A 14458-nucleotide genomic window follows, 5' to 3' on the forward strand; every position below is an offset into this window, starting at 1 on the left:
CAAAATCATTTAGCAGCTTCAGAAGATGTGGAATGACTCATCCTGCCCAGCAGCTGCTTAAGTACCCCGAGTCCTTCGAATTCGGCTTCCCGGGCCAGATGCAGCAGCCGGACGGCTTCGGCCGCTTGTTCTGGCTGATGCGGCTTCCCGCCTTCCGGGAAAGGAAAAAGCTCTGCAAGCCTGCCGAGATGCCTGTATACCTCGCCGTAGCAGCCCGCAGCTTCCTCTAACAGTATCTTCATCTGAACTAGATCTGGGTCCTCTACGAGTTGTTGAAGGAAGAGGGAAGCATACATTCGCAGTTCGGCGTATACAGCGGTATTGTAGGCGTTAAATAAGGGCTGAAGCGTCCCCTGCTCGAAAGCGGTTATCCATGCGCCGTAGGCTTCCAAGCCTTGGGAGACAGGACCGATGGGATGGGAGAGACTGCCGCTGGTACAGCCGTGCTGGATTGCAGTCCCCAGCATGCTCCGCAGGGCATGCTGTTTATCTGCATGATTGCGGCGGACGGCAGCTATAATATAGATTTCCCCCGTCTCCCCCCGGCCCAGCTGGTCATAGGAAAGCTTATCCTCCTGCCGTTTATCCAGTGCATTATACATCCTGCTTTCGTCATCATAACCATATATCAATCCAAACTCGGGATGAAACAGGTCCCAGGCCACAACAGGGAAGCCCTTGTCGACCGAGGATTTGATCATCTGGTGAGCTTGATCAGCAGCTTGCTGACTGGTATCCGTAAATCCCATCATTTTGAAATCATAGCCAAGATTAGAGAGGGCCTTACGGATATAGGGTTCTCCGGCAAAGCTGGTTGGACCGGCGATATGAACAGAATCTTCGAAGATATTCAGGTAAAAGGCATGCGACGTCCAGCCGTTCACTTCCTCCAGTGTCACCCCCTGAAGCTCCGTGTACTGCAGAAGCCCCCATAAACAGTAGGTCAGCGAAGGTCTCGCGCCTGTGAAATGGCTGTCTCCTACTCTCACGGTATAAATGACCGGACGGCTTAGCACATTCTTATTCATTGTACGACTCTCCTCTTCACAAAATTTTACTGCATAATGAATAGATGCCATACGGAACATTTTTTTGAACAAAGAGTATCGTGTAATCAATTGGGTCAGCTCAGGATGTGAAATTCCCGCGGCTTCTCGCGTAAGATTGTACAAACTAAGAAGAGTTTTAAGAATGTACAAGCCAATATAATTAGGTAAACGCATTCATAAGTTGTCCCCACAGGAACGATTAGTTAGGAGGGCTAAGATGTCAAAGAAAAAGCTGCATGTGAAGGAGCCGGTGATTAGCACCTATACTTCTTATGGATGCCTGTTCTCGATCATGACGGAAGACTTGTGGCCGTGGGTTTTTAATAACTTCATTCAGATCCGGTATGCACATAACTGGGGGATATTTGCCTTTGACTGCCATCATCTGCTGCTTAAGAATTGCCCGGGAATAGCCTTCTACGACATGCCTCAGGGGCTGGCAGCAGGCAGACAGGGGAGATCGATGCAGCGCATTATTACAGAGGCCATAGACGCAGGTTACTATCTTTATATTTATGTCGACAGGTATTATATCTCCCTGTCCGATTCGTACAAGAAGCAGTCCTTTGTGCATGAGCTTTTTATCTATGGCTATGATCTCGTGAAGGGCACTGCTCTAGCAGCGGACAATCTGCTGGATGGCCAATTTATATTTGCGGAAATACCATTAGAGGAGATTGAACAGGGATACTGGAAAATTGAAGGCCGATACAGGTACTGGACCGATATACGTTATCTGAAGGCGGAGAAGCAGTTTGACAGCAGCATTAATCTTGAACAAATTGCTGCAGGGTTAACGAACTATCTGCACTCAAAGCCAACATTTGATCTGGTGGCGGAGCAGCCCTTCGACTACGGCTTTCAAGCCTTAAATAAGTTATTTGAACAGATTGAGATGAACAGGACATCAGCTGTCAAAAATTTGGACAGGCGGGGCTTTCACCTGCTGTACGAGCACAAGCTGCTAATGGAGCTGCGCCTGAAGTATTTGACGGAGCATCAAGGCATACCATGCGGTTCCCTGCTGCTGGACTCGGCAGCTGCTTTGAAGCAGGACTTTCTCATTGTTAGAAATCTGGTGTTGAAGTACAACCTTAAGAAGGATATAGGATTATTGAATCATATCCGTGCTGTACTGGAGACAAGCATCGCCAGCGAGCAAAGGTTTATAAGCTCTCTACTAAACACAATTTCCTCAATGACATCGGCTTGAACGCTAACGGACATCCCCGTTTTTGTGTTTGATTACCTCGATCAGAAGGCAATATAAGCCTGAATAGTTCACAATCCTCCCAGATTAATCTTCTATCCCTATCTGTTAGGATTAGTTTATACAAGCGACCGGGCCGATCAGCACTGGAGCAATCGTACACTTCAGGCAAAGTTGAATAGTCAGCCGGTTATTCTTATTGAAGCGGAGAGATTGATATGGTTCTTAACCGTGCGGCCATAACGAATACAATTACTGAAATGATCAAGCAGGGCGTTATCCATCAGACCGCATTTGGGGAGGACGAGGATCTTCGGGAGCTCGGCTTTCACTCTATAGCCATTATTACGCTGATGGTGAATATCGAGAGCCGGTATGAAATTGAGTATGATGATGACGAGCTGCTGCTCTCCAATTTCTCTACTGTAACAGGCATCGTAGACGGGATTATTCGCAAACTTGAGCAGAGAGGCAGGATGTAAGAATGGCCATAGACCGCGATGCATTTTACGCTAACCAGCACCTGAGAGAAATCGAAGATTTTCGAACCTTTGAAGCCTTTTACGAGGCGCTGGCAGACAAGCACAGAATCTATTACATGTTCTTCTCCACCGGCCTTCTGCAGTGGGTCCGCAAAGCGCTCCAGCTTATCCCTGAGAATGTCAATGTTGTGCTTATTGGAGCGGGGCTTGTCCCTGCCGAGAAAGACTGGCTTCGTTCACAGTCAGGTCGTCCGGCAGTCTTCCTTGAGCAAGCCTATACGGACCACACGATATGGGATTTCCTGTTTCGTGTCAACCGCAGAAGCTTCGGATGGATCGACATCGACAGTTTTGTATTCAATCCCGGTATCCTGGCTGATTTGGCGGAACGGGCCGAGCGATCCGATATAGTTATATCAGCTGCCTGGTCATACTCGCCTGCGAACACGATAGTGAACAAGCAGGGGGCAGAACTGCTGCCGGAGTTCGCCAATACATTCCTGCTCTTCGTTCATTATGAAGCAGTCAGTACGCTGCGCAGTCTGCTGGATATTTCCCCGAGGCCCTATCTGATAAGCCAGAGCACGGAAGCTGCTGCACTCTCCCCGCACAGAGCGCTCCTGGAGCGGACTCATGAGGAGCTTCTCCATCATTTATATGGGCCATGCAGCACCTCCAGCGGTTCTGAACCCTATCCTGTAGAAGCGGCCGTACATGGGGGCGTTGAGGTGAGGTTTATCGATACGCTTGTATTATTCCAGCTGTTCGCCTACTACCACGGCTTCTCCATAGCCAAGCTGCCGGATTCCAGGCGGGGACAAGGCGTCTCAGCATACCACATCGGCGGAGCGAGCTATTACAAGAATTACGTGGATGCCAAGCATAATCTAGTATCGGAGAAGGAGCATATTCAGCAGAGGAAATATAGAAGAGCACTTCTCATGGACTATTGTCTGCTAACTCAGGGTGAGGATTTGCCCGCTCCATACAAAGGATTGAAGCGTGTCCTTAAAGCTTATCTGGACCAGTCTTCTATCCGTGTCCATCATGTTCCGGAATTGCTCTCGGCTATGCTTAGCGAGGCCGGACTGGACGAACATGAAACCGGGCTGCTGCTTGGCAGGCAGACGGATTGATGGGGGAATGCTGCCATGCGCATGATCTATCAGACGCTGCTCATCAGTATTAAATTGTTTATTGTACACCCAAAGGCCCTTGTTATATCATATGTCACTCACCCCCTGGTTCTGTTTCTTAATATCGCAATTTTTTATACAATTTACGATCATAGCAATACAGCCATGATAAGAGGATATACACTTACCCAGATCATTTGGTATTTCAATATTGTCCATATGATAAAAATCCTCATCTCCAACAATACGGATCATCGATTGTCAGAGCAAATCCTTTCAGGTGAACTTGGAAATGTTCTTCTAAGACCGATTTCTTTATTCCGGTTTGAATTTTTTAATGCTTTGACCCTGCGTGTCGGCGGATTAATATTTGAAGTGATACCGGAATTCCTCATATTCACTCTAATTTATCCGCCTTTATTTCTTGACTTTCAGTCACTTTGTAAGTTTATACCAGTTGTGTTTCTCGCTTTTTTAATATATTTCCTAATTAGTTATTTGGTAGGTTTAAGCGCCATAATTACACAAAATAACAGCAGCATGCGGCGTCTTGTTTTCACAGTTGCTTCGATATTGGGAGGTGGTATGATTCCGTTAGATTTTTTCCCGACACCACTCCGAAATATCTGCGAAGCTTTACCGTTCCAGTATATATTTTATATTCCGATTCAGTTTTGTCTTAATAGGGATACAGCAGCAGGAACGGATATATGGCTGCTGACATTAAGCACCCAATTCATGTGGGTAGTGGTTTTATTTGGATTGTGCTTGATAATCTGGAAGCTTCTCATGAAAAGGATTGTTGTTGTTGGGGGGTAAAAATACTATGGATTCGTTATATGGACTGGCAAGGCTTTATTTTTGGAATATGAAAATTAGTTTGCAAAAAATGATGGTTTATAGATTTGATTTTATCGCAAGTTTGTTGGTATCAATTCTAGTCTCTGGAATCGGTCCTTATGTGCAGTATTTGTATTTCACACGATCAAATGGTTATCCAGGTTGGACTTTAAATGAAATGTTTCTGTTTCAGGGTTTGCTATTGCTCTGGCTTGGGCTTAGAGATCTTTTATTCGGCGATATTCGGGGGTATGTAATAAAGTTTATAAGGTCCGGAGATTTTGACAAACTCCTGATTAAACCGTATTCGCCGGTAGGAGTCATACTCGTCAGCGGTTTTTCTCTTAGTGGGATTGGTCCTTGTTCTGCTGGGATGGTTGTACTGTTAGTTGCATGGAGTCAGTTAAATCTCACTTTGTGTTGGGAAACCGTAGTGCTGCTGATTGTAATGTTTATATCGGGATTATTACTATATCTTGCAATTATTATAATGTTTAGCGCAATTACGATCATGCTAGTACAGATGAATGGGATTGGTCTGATTATTGACCGTCTGCTAGGTTTTGCGGATTACCCTGTGGATATATTCCCGAAAGCCGTTCAAACGGTTCTACTGACGGCACTGCCTTTCGCAGTATGGACATTTTATCCTACTCAGATCTTGCTCGGCAGATCGGACATTGGTATGTGGGTGGCCTCGGCTAGCAGTTTAATTGTTTTATGGATTAGCTTGCAATGCTGGAAACGGTGTTTGCATCACTATACAAGCGCGGGGGGATAAGGTTGAATGATTCCATTATAACTATTGAAGGGCTGCATAAATCGTTTAAGATTTATAAGAAGGATGAAGGACTGCTCTCCAGTCTGAGGGGGTATTGGGGACGGAAGGGGAAGAGCATCCTTGCAGTGGACGGTATTGACCTGAAGGTGCAAAAGGGTGAAATCCGCGGGTTGATCGGGCCGAATGGAGCCGGTAAATCAACCACGATTAAAATTATGTCCGGCATCCTGCATCCTGATGAGGGCAAAGTGGAGATCATGGGCATGACGCCCTGGAAGGACCGCAAACGTTATGTGAAAAATCTAGGGGTGCTGTTTGGTCAGAAATCACAGCTGAACTGGGACCTGCCTGCTGTTGACACGTTTGCCCTCCACCGTGAGATGTACGGCATTGGCATGGCTAAGTACCGCGAACGTATTGCTTACTTTGGAGAACTGCTGAACATCAGCGAGATCATGTACAAGCCGGTTCGCCTGCTGTCTCTCGGGGAAAGAATGAAGTGTGAGCTGGTGTGCGCGCTGCTGCATGAGCCAGCGCTTATTTTTTTGGATGAACCGACAATTGGTCTTGATATTATATCCAAGCAAACAATACGAAACTTTATCAAGCGCACCAATCAGGATATGCGGACAACATTCATTGTTACTACCCACGATGTATCCGATCTGGAGGACCTGTGCGATAAGGTGACCATTATCAATAAAGGCACGGTTGTATTTGATGATACAATGCAGAGCCTGGGCTCATACTTCAGAGACAGGAAGATCATTGATGTTTCCTTCCGCGAGCTCGTCCCCCTGGACCGTCTTGAAGACTATAAAGTACTGTCCTATCAAGCGCTTACCGCGAAGATTGAAGTACAGCTGGGGGAGAAGGATATCAAGCAATATATGTCTGAGATATTTGACTGTTATCCCATTAAGGATATCAACATCAGTAACATCCGGATTGAGGATGTCATCAAGCATATCTATTCTGCTTAGCATGAAGAGGCTGTTTAGAGAAACAGCCTCTTCAATGTTTAGTTAGATGCCGTTACTGGCTCACGCAAATAGGGACCGATGAGAGAGAGGGGGTTATCCGCCAGCTCTTCCGGAGAGCCTGCTGCAATGAGCTGGCCTCCTTCTGCTCCGCCGTGAGGGCCCATCTCAATAATCCAGTCGCACTGTGCCAGCACAGAAGCCTTATGCTCGGTAATAACAACTGTGTTGCCTTTGTCCACCAGCTCTTTAAGAAGGAGGAGCAGCTTCTCGATATCGCTCGGTCCGAGTCCGTTAGTCGGTTCATCAAGAACGTACAGCGTCCCCTTCTTGCCCGCCTTCCCAAGCTCACGTGCAAGCTTGATACGCTGCGCTTCGCCGCCGCTCAGTGTCGGGGCAGGCTGTCCCAAGGACAGGTAACCGAGTCCGACCTTCACCAGTGTCTCCAGCATCTTGGCAATGCTCTTCTGATCGGAGAACAAGGACAGCGCTTCTTCCACTTCGGCATTCAGCACATCATAGATCGAATAGCCGTTATATTTCACTTCCAAAATCTCGGCCTTATAACGCGTTCCATCACACTCGGGGCAGGTTTGGTTAATGGAGCCCAGGGGGCCGAGATCAAGCGGAATAGTACCATGACCCTTGCAGTGCGGGCATGCGCCCTGTTCTGTATTGAAGGAAAAATGTGACGGCGTATAATCACGGCTGGCAGATTGGGGCAAAGCGGCAAAGAGCTTGCGGAGCTTATCCCACACAGCTACATAGGTAGCCGGAGTGGACATGCTTGTCCGGCCGATCGGCGCCTGATTGACGACTACGCATTTCTTCAGATGCTCCCAGCCCGTCAGGCTTCCCAGTCCCTGAACATCATCGAGTATCTGTCCTTCCCGCTCGGCTGCCTCTTCTTCGCCTTCATCCTGGTTCAAATCAAAATAATACTTGAGCAAAGGCACCAGCGTTCCCGAGATCAGGGAGCTCTTGCCGCTGCCGGATTTTCCGGCGATCCCGACCATAAGTCCGAGCGGAATATCAGCCTCCACCTGCTTCAGGTTGTGAAGGGCGGCATTGCGGATGGAGAGGACGTGACCGGGCTCAGGAGATCTTGCCGATCTTGCAGGATAAGCTCTGCGGCCTGACAGGTAAGGGCCTGTTACCGAATGCGGTGAATCATACAGCCCGTTAACCGTTCCGGCATAAACGATTTGTCCCCCGTGCTTCCCGGCTGCGGGGCCCAGTTCAACAACGTAGTCGGCAGCGCGTATGACCGTATCGTCATGTTCTACCACAATAACGCTGTTGCCGCTTTGGGACAATGCCCTGATATGCCGTAAAATGCCCTCCTTCTCAGCTTCGTGAAGGCCTGCCGTCGGTTCATCGAATATATAGAGCAGAGAATCAAAGTCGCTCTGCAGATGGAGCATCAGGAATAACCGCTGAAGCTCTCCACCGCTTAGAGAGGGAATGGAACGCACCAGGGACAGATAGGAGAGCCCCATGTTCTCCATCCGTTCGCAGACCGCAAGCAGCGGCTGAAGGATGAGCATGCTCCCCGGCTTCAACGTGCAGTTATCTGCAATTTCCCGCAGAGCTATCCCTAAATCATGCACAGTCATCAGCATCAGATGGCCGATATGCCGCCCGTTAATGGTATAGTTCCGGGCCTGTTCCGTAATGCGGAACCCGCTGCAGCATTTGCATTTGATTGGACTGAAGAAGCGCCGCTCGAAGAGGGCACGGGAGATTGGCGACGTATCGCGGCGGGCCTCCAGGAAGGGGATAGCCCCTTCGAATGCATCCGCGACGCCTTGCAGAAAATCGTGCTGGTGCTGGGCATCGAGCTCCCAATAAGGGGTCGCCTGCCAATCGGCGCCGGTCGATTCGCCAAACCGGGGCAGTTGGCGAGTCAAGAGGTCACCGAAGTTCTTACAGACCTTCTCGAGCGTCCAATCGGTCCCCGGGACCAGCTTCTTGATATCTACTTCCATCCGGTAGCCGAAGCCGAAGCAGTGGGGACACATGCCCTCCGGACGGTTGTAGGCGAACATTTCAGGACCAAGCAGATTATTCGGGTTTCCATCCGAATCCCGGCCTTCCAGCGTATACAGCCGGCACAGAAGGTCGATGGCTTTGGTCTTGGTTCCCACGCTGCTTCTTGGATTGGTTTGGCGAATGGTTTGCTGAGCTACAGCGATTGCAGGTGGAAGACCATGTAGCTGATCAAAGGTTTCATTCTCGCGTACGCTGTCGCCGGCGCTTAATCCGATGGCATTCAGATACCGTTTACGGCCCTCTTCGAAGAGCAGGTCGAAGGCAAGACTTGACTTGCCGGAGCCGCTGACACCCGTGAACACGACAAAGTGACCTTTCGGAATATCAATATCTAGGTTCTTCAGATGATGGATGCGTGCATTTCGTACAATGATATGTTCCATTGCTCCCCCTTGGGCATATTTTAAGAATGTCTTTACATAAGGTCAAAAAAGTCCGGCCTGCCATCCTCAGTACGGAAAGCAGGCCGTTATGATTCACACTTTGATGCTGTTAATCAGATCTTCAATTACAACGCCGTTAATCTTTAATCCTTTAATATTACAGTTAATAATTTCAACGTTCGTTAAGTCGCATTCCAAAAGCTGTGAGCCGGTTAAGTTGCAGTTTTCGAAACGAACAGGTGCGTAGTTGTGGTCCGGGTTGTAATTTGGATCTCCTTCGATGGGGAGAACGATATTCCGGAATTCCGCACCAAATAAATGAATGTGATCCAGATAAATTCCACTCATATTAGCATCTTTTATTCTAGAATTTGATAGATTGATATCGGTTAGAGCCATCTTCGCCGCATTAGCGTTATGGATCTTGGTCCCAACCAAGCTTACATTATCAAACTGAAGGTTTTCTGCTTTTACCTCTTGAAATTTGGAATCGGATATGTCGGTCCTTTCCAAATCCATTGCTGCGGTTTTCCAATCTGTCATCACATTCTCTCCTTTTACTATGTATTGGTTGCGCTTTCGGAAAAACTAATCTACCAGGTTAGTAATTTTTAACCAGTGCCTAATATACTTCTATAAGTGTTACTAAAATCCTCTTTATAAATTAGCCAGTTCCTACATTAAGTTAACAATAAGGGATGATTAATAGAACAGAAAGCTGAGCGGCAAAGAAATGTTTATGAGAGGATAATAATAGAAGGAGACAGAGTGAGGGAGGGGTTTGTATGCCGTGGGGACGGAATGCCTTAGTTACCGGAGCGGCGGGGGGAATCGGGTTAGCTGCCGTAAAGGCCTTGTTAGTAGATGGTTATTTTGTTCATGCTCATGTTAGAAGCAGGGCGGATAAACTATTGTTTGAGCGTATTGAAGGAAATGAACGCCTGCAGACTCATAGCTGCGATTTAAGCGATGCAGAGGCTGTAAAGCGGTGGGTAGAGGAGCTGCAGGGGGTGCCTATTGATGTACTTGTTAATAATGCGGCTCTTGCAGTCAAGCAGCCCTTCGAAGAATTGCAAATAAGTACCTGGGAGAAGCTATTCACAGTTAATGTGACAGCGGCTTTTATACTTTCACAGTGGGCTTTCCGTACGATGAAAATGCGGGGGGAAGGTGGAGTGATTGTTCAGATCGCTTCGATGGCCTCCATTCCGGCAGTTGAGAAGTACCCGGGCTTTACGGCCTATACAGCTTCCAAATATGCCTGTGCGGGGCTTGCTGAGAATCTTGCTCGTGAAGGAATCCCGTATGGCATTCGTTCAATCTGCCTTTCACCTGGAAATGTGAATACAAAGATGCTAAGGCACATGCATCCCTATGCTGAAGAATGGATGGAACCGGAAGAGGTTGCAATGTTCTTGCTCCATATCGTAAATAATGCTTCAAATATAATTAATGGAGTGAACATCCCGATAAATAAGAGAACCAACATACTATAGAATCTGGAGGAAAACAATGAGCGAAAAAAAATATTTCTCAACATCTCCTTACGAAAAAGAGCTTGGTTTTTCTAGAGCTTTAAGAAGAGGGTTACATTTCTTTGTTGCGGGGACGGCTTCAATCGGAACAGACGGCAAAACGGTATGTTCTGATGATACGGTAGGTCAGGCCAGGCACTGCATGAGAATCATTGAAGACGCTTTGAAAGGGATCGGAGCATCTGTTAGAGATGTTACTCGTACCCGTATCTTGCTAACATCTATCGGAGATTGGAATGATGTACTCGAAATTCATAGGGAGTACTTCGAATCCATTCGTCCTGTATGTACAGTGATGGAGGTCAGTGGTTTTATCAGGCCTGAATGGAAAGTAGAGATAGAGGTGGAGGGAATTATTCAACCGGAGAAAGGGAGTTTTGGTTAATGGACAAAGAAATGGAAATTCAGGTTTCTATCCAAGAGGCAATTATAAATTTAATCGGCAAGTCTGTTAATGAACAGGTGGATTGGAATGACCCTGAACTTTTTGCTAAATTGGATATAGATTCTGCTACAATGATTGAATTTTTGCTGTATCTTGAAGAGAAGTTGGACATATCCATTCGTGTTGAGGATATGGCACCTGAGGACTTTATTAATATGCGCACATTAACCGAATGTTTGCTGCGTTTAGAAAGTTAGACTGGGGGAAGTTTAGGATGCAAAATGTAGCATTTTGGCTCTCTGAGTCCGGCAGAGCATGGGGGGATAGAGAGGCGCTGGTCACAGAAGAACAAACGTTGACATATAGACAGTTGGAAGTGGCTTCGAATCGTTTCGCTAGTCAGTGTACGGCATGGGGGATACAAAACGGTGAACGTATTGCCATTTACATATCCAACAGCTCTGAAGCAGTAGTATCCATTCTGGGTTCACTAAAGCAAGGGGCAGTATTCACCTGTATCCATCCTGAAACCCCCCATGTAAAAGCGGCTGAAATGATTGCAGATGCTCAAGCCTCTTTGGTTATATCATCTGCAAATTTCCTTTATGGTCTGAAAGTTCCGTCTGTTCGGCTCATGCTTCACACAGATAAACCCCTCCGGGAAGAGGGCGCATATATGCCTAATGGATGTAACGCTATATTGATGTCTTTCCATTCATGGCTTTCAGCGGGTGATCCGTCCGATCCCGTACAGCCTCCCCCACGAGAGCTTGCTGCCTTAATCTATACCTCAGGAAGCACAGGCAAGCCTAAAGGGGTTATGAGTTCCCATGCAAACATACGGTTTACAACAGAAGCGATTAATAGGTATCTAAAACATACTCCGGAGGATAGGGTGTTAAGTTATCTTCCTCTTTCCTTCGATTATGGACTATACCAGTTGTTCCTTACCCTCTCCAGGGGGGCCTGTCTCCATTTACGGAATGCCAACCGCTTTATGGTTATGGATGTACACAAGCAGCTCTCCAATGTCCAAATAACTGGGTTTCCCGGTCTCCGAACCTTATTTTCCAACGTCACTGGCTTCAACGGCGAAAAATACAGCCACATTCGTTACCTTACAAATACAGGAGATTATCTTCCAGAGAAAGTAATTCAACGTCTGGTAGAGCGGTTCCCGAATGCCGCATTATTCCTAATGTATGGTGTGACGGAATGCAAGCGGGTATCTTATCTTCTCTTCAACAGTAGGGATTCTCATAAGAATTCAATTGGAATTCCGCTGAATAACACGGAAGCCATAATTCTGGACGAAGGTGGTAATGAGTGTCCTTCCGGTAAGGCAGGAGAATTAACTGTGTGGGGCGATCATGTTTGTATGGGTTACTGGCGCGATGAAGCGAGAACAGCCGAAGTATTTATACAACAGGGAAACAGACGTGGAATCAGAACTGGTGATTTGTTCTGCAAAGATGCAGACGGCTTTTTGTATTATCTGGGTCGCAAGGACAATATGTTTAAATCCAAAGGATTCCGGATAGATCCGTTCGAGATTGAAAACGTACTGAGCTCACGTATTGATGACATTGCAGATATCGTAGTTACAGGTATACCTGATCGGCATGCAGGATATAAGATTGGTGCATTTGTGGTCTTAAAGGAGGACTCAGATGAGCTAGTATTTAGAAAACGGGTACGGTCGGTTGCAGAGGAAACTCTGGAGCCCTGGAAGCAGCCGGACCGATATGTAATCGGGAAGGGGGTGCCGCTTACCCATAGCGGCAAAATTGATAGGAAAGAAGCTGCAAGGCAAATGGGCGGGATTGAGGGGTGAAGCCATGCTTATAAACACAATTGCGGCCGCAGTCCCTCAGAAGGAATTCGCCGTCAGCAGTTTCGTTAAATCTGGTATTATGTCAACTGAACAATATGCCCGAGCTTTAAGTATGCATTGCGACACTATTCGTTATGACCCGAAAATGTCGGGACTTGACCTGATTCTAGCTTCTATGGACAAGTTAATGGAAGCAGGCTCCGTTAAACCTCAGAATGTTAGTTATGTCGTGTTATGTTACGACCATATTCTAATGTCTAATCTGTTAAACATTAAATCACTCCTCCAGACACGTTACCAGTTGAGAAAGACGGAGGTATTGACCATCAGGGACTTATATTGTTCAACAGCATTAATGGGTCTTAAGGTTTGTAAGGAGCTACTAGCAGCCAGCTCGGAAGAAGATCAGATCATTATGGTTGTAGTAGAGAGAGGCCCTGCGCTTGAAGACAGATTCGACGGTTATTTTGTCACTGGTGATTCCTCCGTTTCCGTCTTATTGCAACTTAGTGGAGCAGGGGACTCCGTACTGAAGGTTAGACATGAAACAACGGATAATACAGATATTCCTTACGGGAACTTTTTTACTCCTATACACCTAGCAAAGCTTTTTTCTAATACGGTAAAAGCAGCAGGACTTACCATAAGCACTATAAAGAAAGTAATCACAAATAATGTTTATTCCGAAGTGTGGAATGCGGTAGCCAAAACGTCAAAATTGCCTAAGGCATTATTTTACGTTGAAGACACAAGACCATTCGGTCCTTTGGAGATGAGTGATGTCTTACTCCATTGCGAAGCAGCCCGTCAGGTAGGCCTTGTAAAGGGGGATTATTTTGCTTTGTTAACACTAGGTTTATATGGGGGTATGGGATGTGCTATCTGCAGGAGGAACTAGTTTGTACCTGAGTGTGCCATCTTGTCACTCTATACGACAGTTTGATCAGACCCGGCAAGGATCAGCCGTTATGCGCAATCTGTTCAAGGAACTGGAGCATGCATACCATATTACACGTCGGCCTGTGCCTGTGGATTTTAGACATCAGGCATTTTTCAAAAAGGAGCCCTGTGAGTATACGTATGAACTGTATGCGCAACAGTCTGATAAGAACGGGCAACCCCCAGAGTATATTATTAATTGTTACGACACGTATCCCTCCTCCAAGAAAAGTACCGCTCTACTGAACAAAAAGGCGTTGGGGTTAAAGGATGCTACCGTTTTTTCTCTGTGTGACCAGGGATCAGCATGTCCCATTCTCGCCGTAAAGCTCGCTTGCCTAAAAAAGTGTAAAACAGTTGTAATCTGCATGGAGGAAATATACAGCATCTCGGAATGTTGGGGGAATGAATCCTACTATCCAAAATGCGAAGCTGCTGCGTTGTTTCAAGTGTCGCCGGAAGAAGGGGAATGGAAAGTGGCGGGACTCCGCCGCCAATGGTGTGACAAGGGCGTTGAGGATGTTAGAAATTTAGCATTATTACTCATAAAGGATACGCTTGATGAGGCAGGTGTCTCGCCTAACCAAACATTAATTATTCCCCAGCGTCTGAATGCGCTATATGAAGAATATATTCAGAGCTACTTCCCCCACAGTTATACTCACAATGGCAGAGAAAATTATCAGACTGCAGATCCTTTCTACTCCCTTGAACAAGCGTATACTCATAATGTCACTAAAAAGTGGAAGTATATTCTTTTAAACTTTGCTGATCACAAAACGGTGGGTTGTCTGCTTTTGTCGGCAGCAAAAGCCGAAAGTATATAGGAGGAGAAGCTTGTGAAGCGAGAGG

Annotated in this window: 15 protein-coding genes; 12 read left to right on the plus strand and 3 right to left on the minus strand. The window is 46.7% G+C overall.

The features are described 5' to 3' along the window. Positions 1-5 precede the first annotated feature (5 nt). Complete coding sequence (locus tag L1N82_RS16145; protein ID WP_235288488.1) at positions 6-1028, minus strand: BtrH N-terminal domain-containing protein; 1023 nt, start codon at positions 1026-1028, stop codon at positions 6-8. Positions 1029-1266: 238 nt separating this feature from the next. On the opposite strand from L1N82_RS16145, the gene L1N82_RS16150 reads away from it, so the two are divergent. From L1N82_RS16150 to L1N82_RS16175, 6 genes are all read left to right on the plus strand, one after another. After that, a complete protein-coding gene (locus L1N82_RS16150) occupies positions 1267-2262 on the plus strand; it encodes a hypothetical protein (protein WP_235288489.1) in 996 nt (331 codons plus the stop codon). 215 nt (positions 2263-2477) lie between these two features. Continuing rightward, entirely contained in the window at positions 2478-2741 is a 264-nt protein-coding gene (locus L1N82_RS16155; RefSeq protein ID WP_235288490.1) for an acyl carrier protein, read from the plus strand. A 2-nt stretch (positions 2742-2743) separates the two neighbouring features. Continuing rightward, a complete protein-coding gene (locus L1N82_RS16160) occupies positions 2744-3877 on the plus strand; it encodes a hypothetical protein (protein ID WP_235288491.1) in 1134 nt (377 codons plus the stop codon). 15 nt (positions 3878-3892) lie between these two features. After that, positions 3893-4696, plus strand: a complete 804-nt coding sequence (locus L1N82_RS16165) for an ABC transporter permease (protein ID WP_235288492.1) — start codon at positions 3893-3895, stop codon at positions 4694-4696. 7 nt (positions 4697-4703) lie between these two features. Continuing rightward, entirely contained in the window at positions 4704-5498 is a 795-nt protein-coding gene (locus tag L1N82_RS16170) for an ABC transporter permease (RefSeq protein ID WP_235288493.1), read from the plus strand. A 2-nt stretch (positions 5499-5500) separates the two neighbouring features. Beyond that, positions 5501-6481, plus strand: a complete 981-nt coding sequence (locus tag L1N82_RS16175) for an ABC transporter ATP-binding protein (protein WP_235288494.1) — start codon at positions 5501-5503, stop codon at positions 6479-6481. 38 nt (positions 6482-6519) lie between these two features. Here L1N82_RS16175 and L1N82_RS16180 read toward each other — a convergent pair whose 3' ends face one another. Both L1N82_RS16180 and L1N82_RS16185 read right to left on the minus strand, forming a co-directional pair. Continuing rightward, positions 6520-8913 carry an excinuclease ABC subunit UvrA gene (locus L1N82_RS16180; RefSeq protein ID WP_235288495.1) on the minus strand — a complete coding sequence of 798 codons (2394 nt, stop codon included), beginning with the start codon at positions 8911-8913 and terminating at the stop codon, positions 6520-6522. A gap of 93 nt (positions 8914-9006) precedes the next feature. Then, positions 9007-9456: a pentapeptide repeat-containing protein gene (locus L1N82_RS16185; protein WP_235288496.1), complete on the minus strand. Its 450-nt coding sequence runs from the start codon at positions 9454-9456 to the stop codon at positions 9007-9009. Positions 9457-9698: 242 nt separating this feature from the next. Here L1N82_RS16185 and L1N82_RS16190 point away from each other — a divergent pair, with 242 nt between their 5' ends. The 6 genes from L1N82_RS16190 (at position 9699) to L1N82_RS16215 (ending at position 14433) form a co-directional block, all read left to right on the plus strand. Next, positions 9699-10409 (plus strand): SDR family oxidoreductase, encoded by a 711-nt coding sequence (locus tag L1N82_RS16190; protein ID WP_235288497.1) that lies wholly within the window; start codon positions 9699-9701, stop codon positions 10407-10409. 16 nt (positions 10410-10425) lie between these two features. Next, complete coding sequence (locus L1N82_RS16195; RefSeq protein ID WP_235288498.1) at positions 10426-10833, plus strand: RidA family protein; 408 nt, start codon at positions 10426-10428, stop codon at positions 10831-10833. Next, positions 10833-11090: a phosphopantetheine-binding protein gene (locus tag L1N82_RS16200; protein ID WP_235288499.1), complete on the plus strand. Its 258-nt coding sequence runs from the start codon at positions 10833-10835 to the stop codon at positions 11088-11090. The genes L1N82_RS16195 and L1N82_RS16200 overlap by 1 nt, the downstream gene beginning before the upstream one ends. Positions 11091-11107: 17 nt before the next feature. After that, complete coding sequence (locus L1N82_RS16205; protein ID WP_235288500.1) at positions 11108-12667, plus strand: class I adenylate-forming enzyme family protein; 1560 nt, start codon at positions 11108-11110, stop codon at positions 12665-12667. Then, on the plus strand, positions 12621-13565 hold the full coding sequence (locus tag L1N82_RS16210; RefSeq protein WP_235288501.1) for a hypothetical protein: 945 nt from the start codon (positions 12621-12623) through the stop codon (positions 13563-13565). Before L1N82_RS16205 ends, L1N82_RS16210 begins: the two co-directional genes overlap by 47 nt. Positions 13566-13635: 70 nt before the next feature. Beyond that, the gene (locus tag L1N82_RS16215) at positions 13636-14433 is read left to right on the plus strand and encodes a hypothetical protein (protein ID WP_235288502.1); all 798 of its coding nucleotides are present in this window, start codon (positions 13636-13638) and stop codon (positions 14431-14433) included. The last annotated feature ends 25 nt before the right edge of the window (positions 14434-14458 follow it).

It is taken from the genome of Paenibacillus tarimensis (assembly GCF_021532315.1).
In the GTDB taxonomy this organism is placed as follows: domain Bacteria; phylum Bacillota; class Bacilli; order Paenibacillales; family Paenibacillaceae; genus Paenibacillus_I; species Paenibacillus_I tarimensis.

Coding starts and splice junctions, on each gene's coding strand:
- L1N82_RS16145 (WP_235288488.1), bottom strand. CDS start 1,028: ATGAATAAGAATGTGCTAAGCCGTCCGGTCATTTATACCGTGAGAGTA.
- L1N82_RS16150 (WP_235288489.1), top strand. CDS start 1,267: ATGTCAAAGAAAAAGCTGCATGTGAAGGAGCCGGTGATTAGCACCTAT.
- L1N82_RS16155 (WP_235288490.1), top strand. CDS start 2,478: ATGGTTCTTAACCGTGCGGCCATAACGAATACAATTACTGAAATGATC.
- L1N82_RS16160 (WP_235288491.1), top strand. CDS start 2,744: ATGGCCATAGACCGCGATGCATTTTACGCTAACCAGCACCTGAGAGAA.
- L1N82_RS16165 (WP_235288492.1), top strand. CDS start 3,893: ATGCGCATGATCTATCAGACGCTGCTCATCAGTATTAAATTGTTTATT.
- L1N82_RS16170 (WP_235288493.1), top strand. CDS start 4,704: ATGGATTCGTTATATGGACTGGCAAGGCTTTATTTTTGGAATATGAAA.
- L1N82_RS16180 (WP_235288495.1), bottom strand. CDS start 8,913: ATGGAACATATCATTGTACGAAATGCACGCATCCATCATCTGAAGAAC.
- L1N82_RS16185 (WP_235288496.1), bottom strand. CDS start 9,456: ATGACAGATTGGAAAACCGCAGCAATGGATTTGGAAAGGACCGACATA.
- L1N82_RS16190 (WP_235288497.1), top strand. CDS start 9,699: ATGCCGTGGGGACGGAATGCCTTAGTTACCGGAGCGGCGGGGGGAATC.
- L1N82_RS16195 (WP_235288498.1), top strand. CDS start 10,426: ATGAGCGAAAAAAAATATTTCTCAACATCTCCTTACGAAAAAGAGCTT.
- L1N82_RS16200 (WP_235288499.1), top strand. CDS start 10,833: ATGGACAAAGAAATGGAAATTCAGGTTTCTATCCAAGAGGCAATTATA.
- L1N82_RS16205 (WP_235288500.1), top strand. CDS start 11,108: ATGCAAAATGTAGCATTTTGGCTCTCTGAGTCCGGCAGAGCATGGGGG.
- L1N82_RS16215 (WP_235288502.1), top strand. CDS start 13,636: ATGCGCAATCTGTTCAAGGAACTGGAGCATGCATACCATATTACACGT.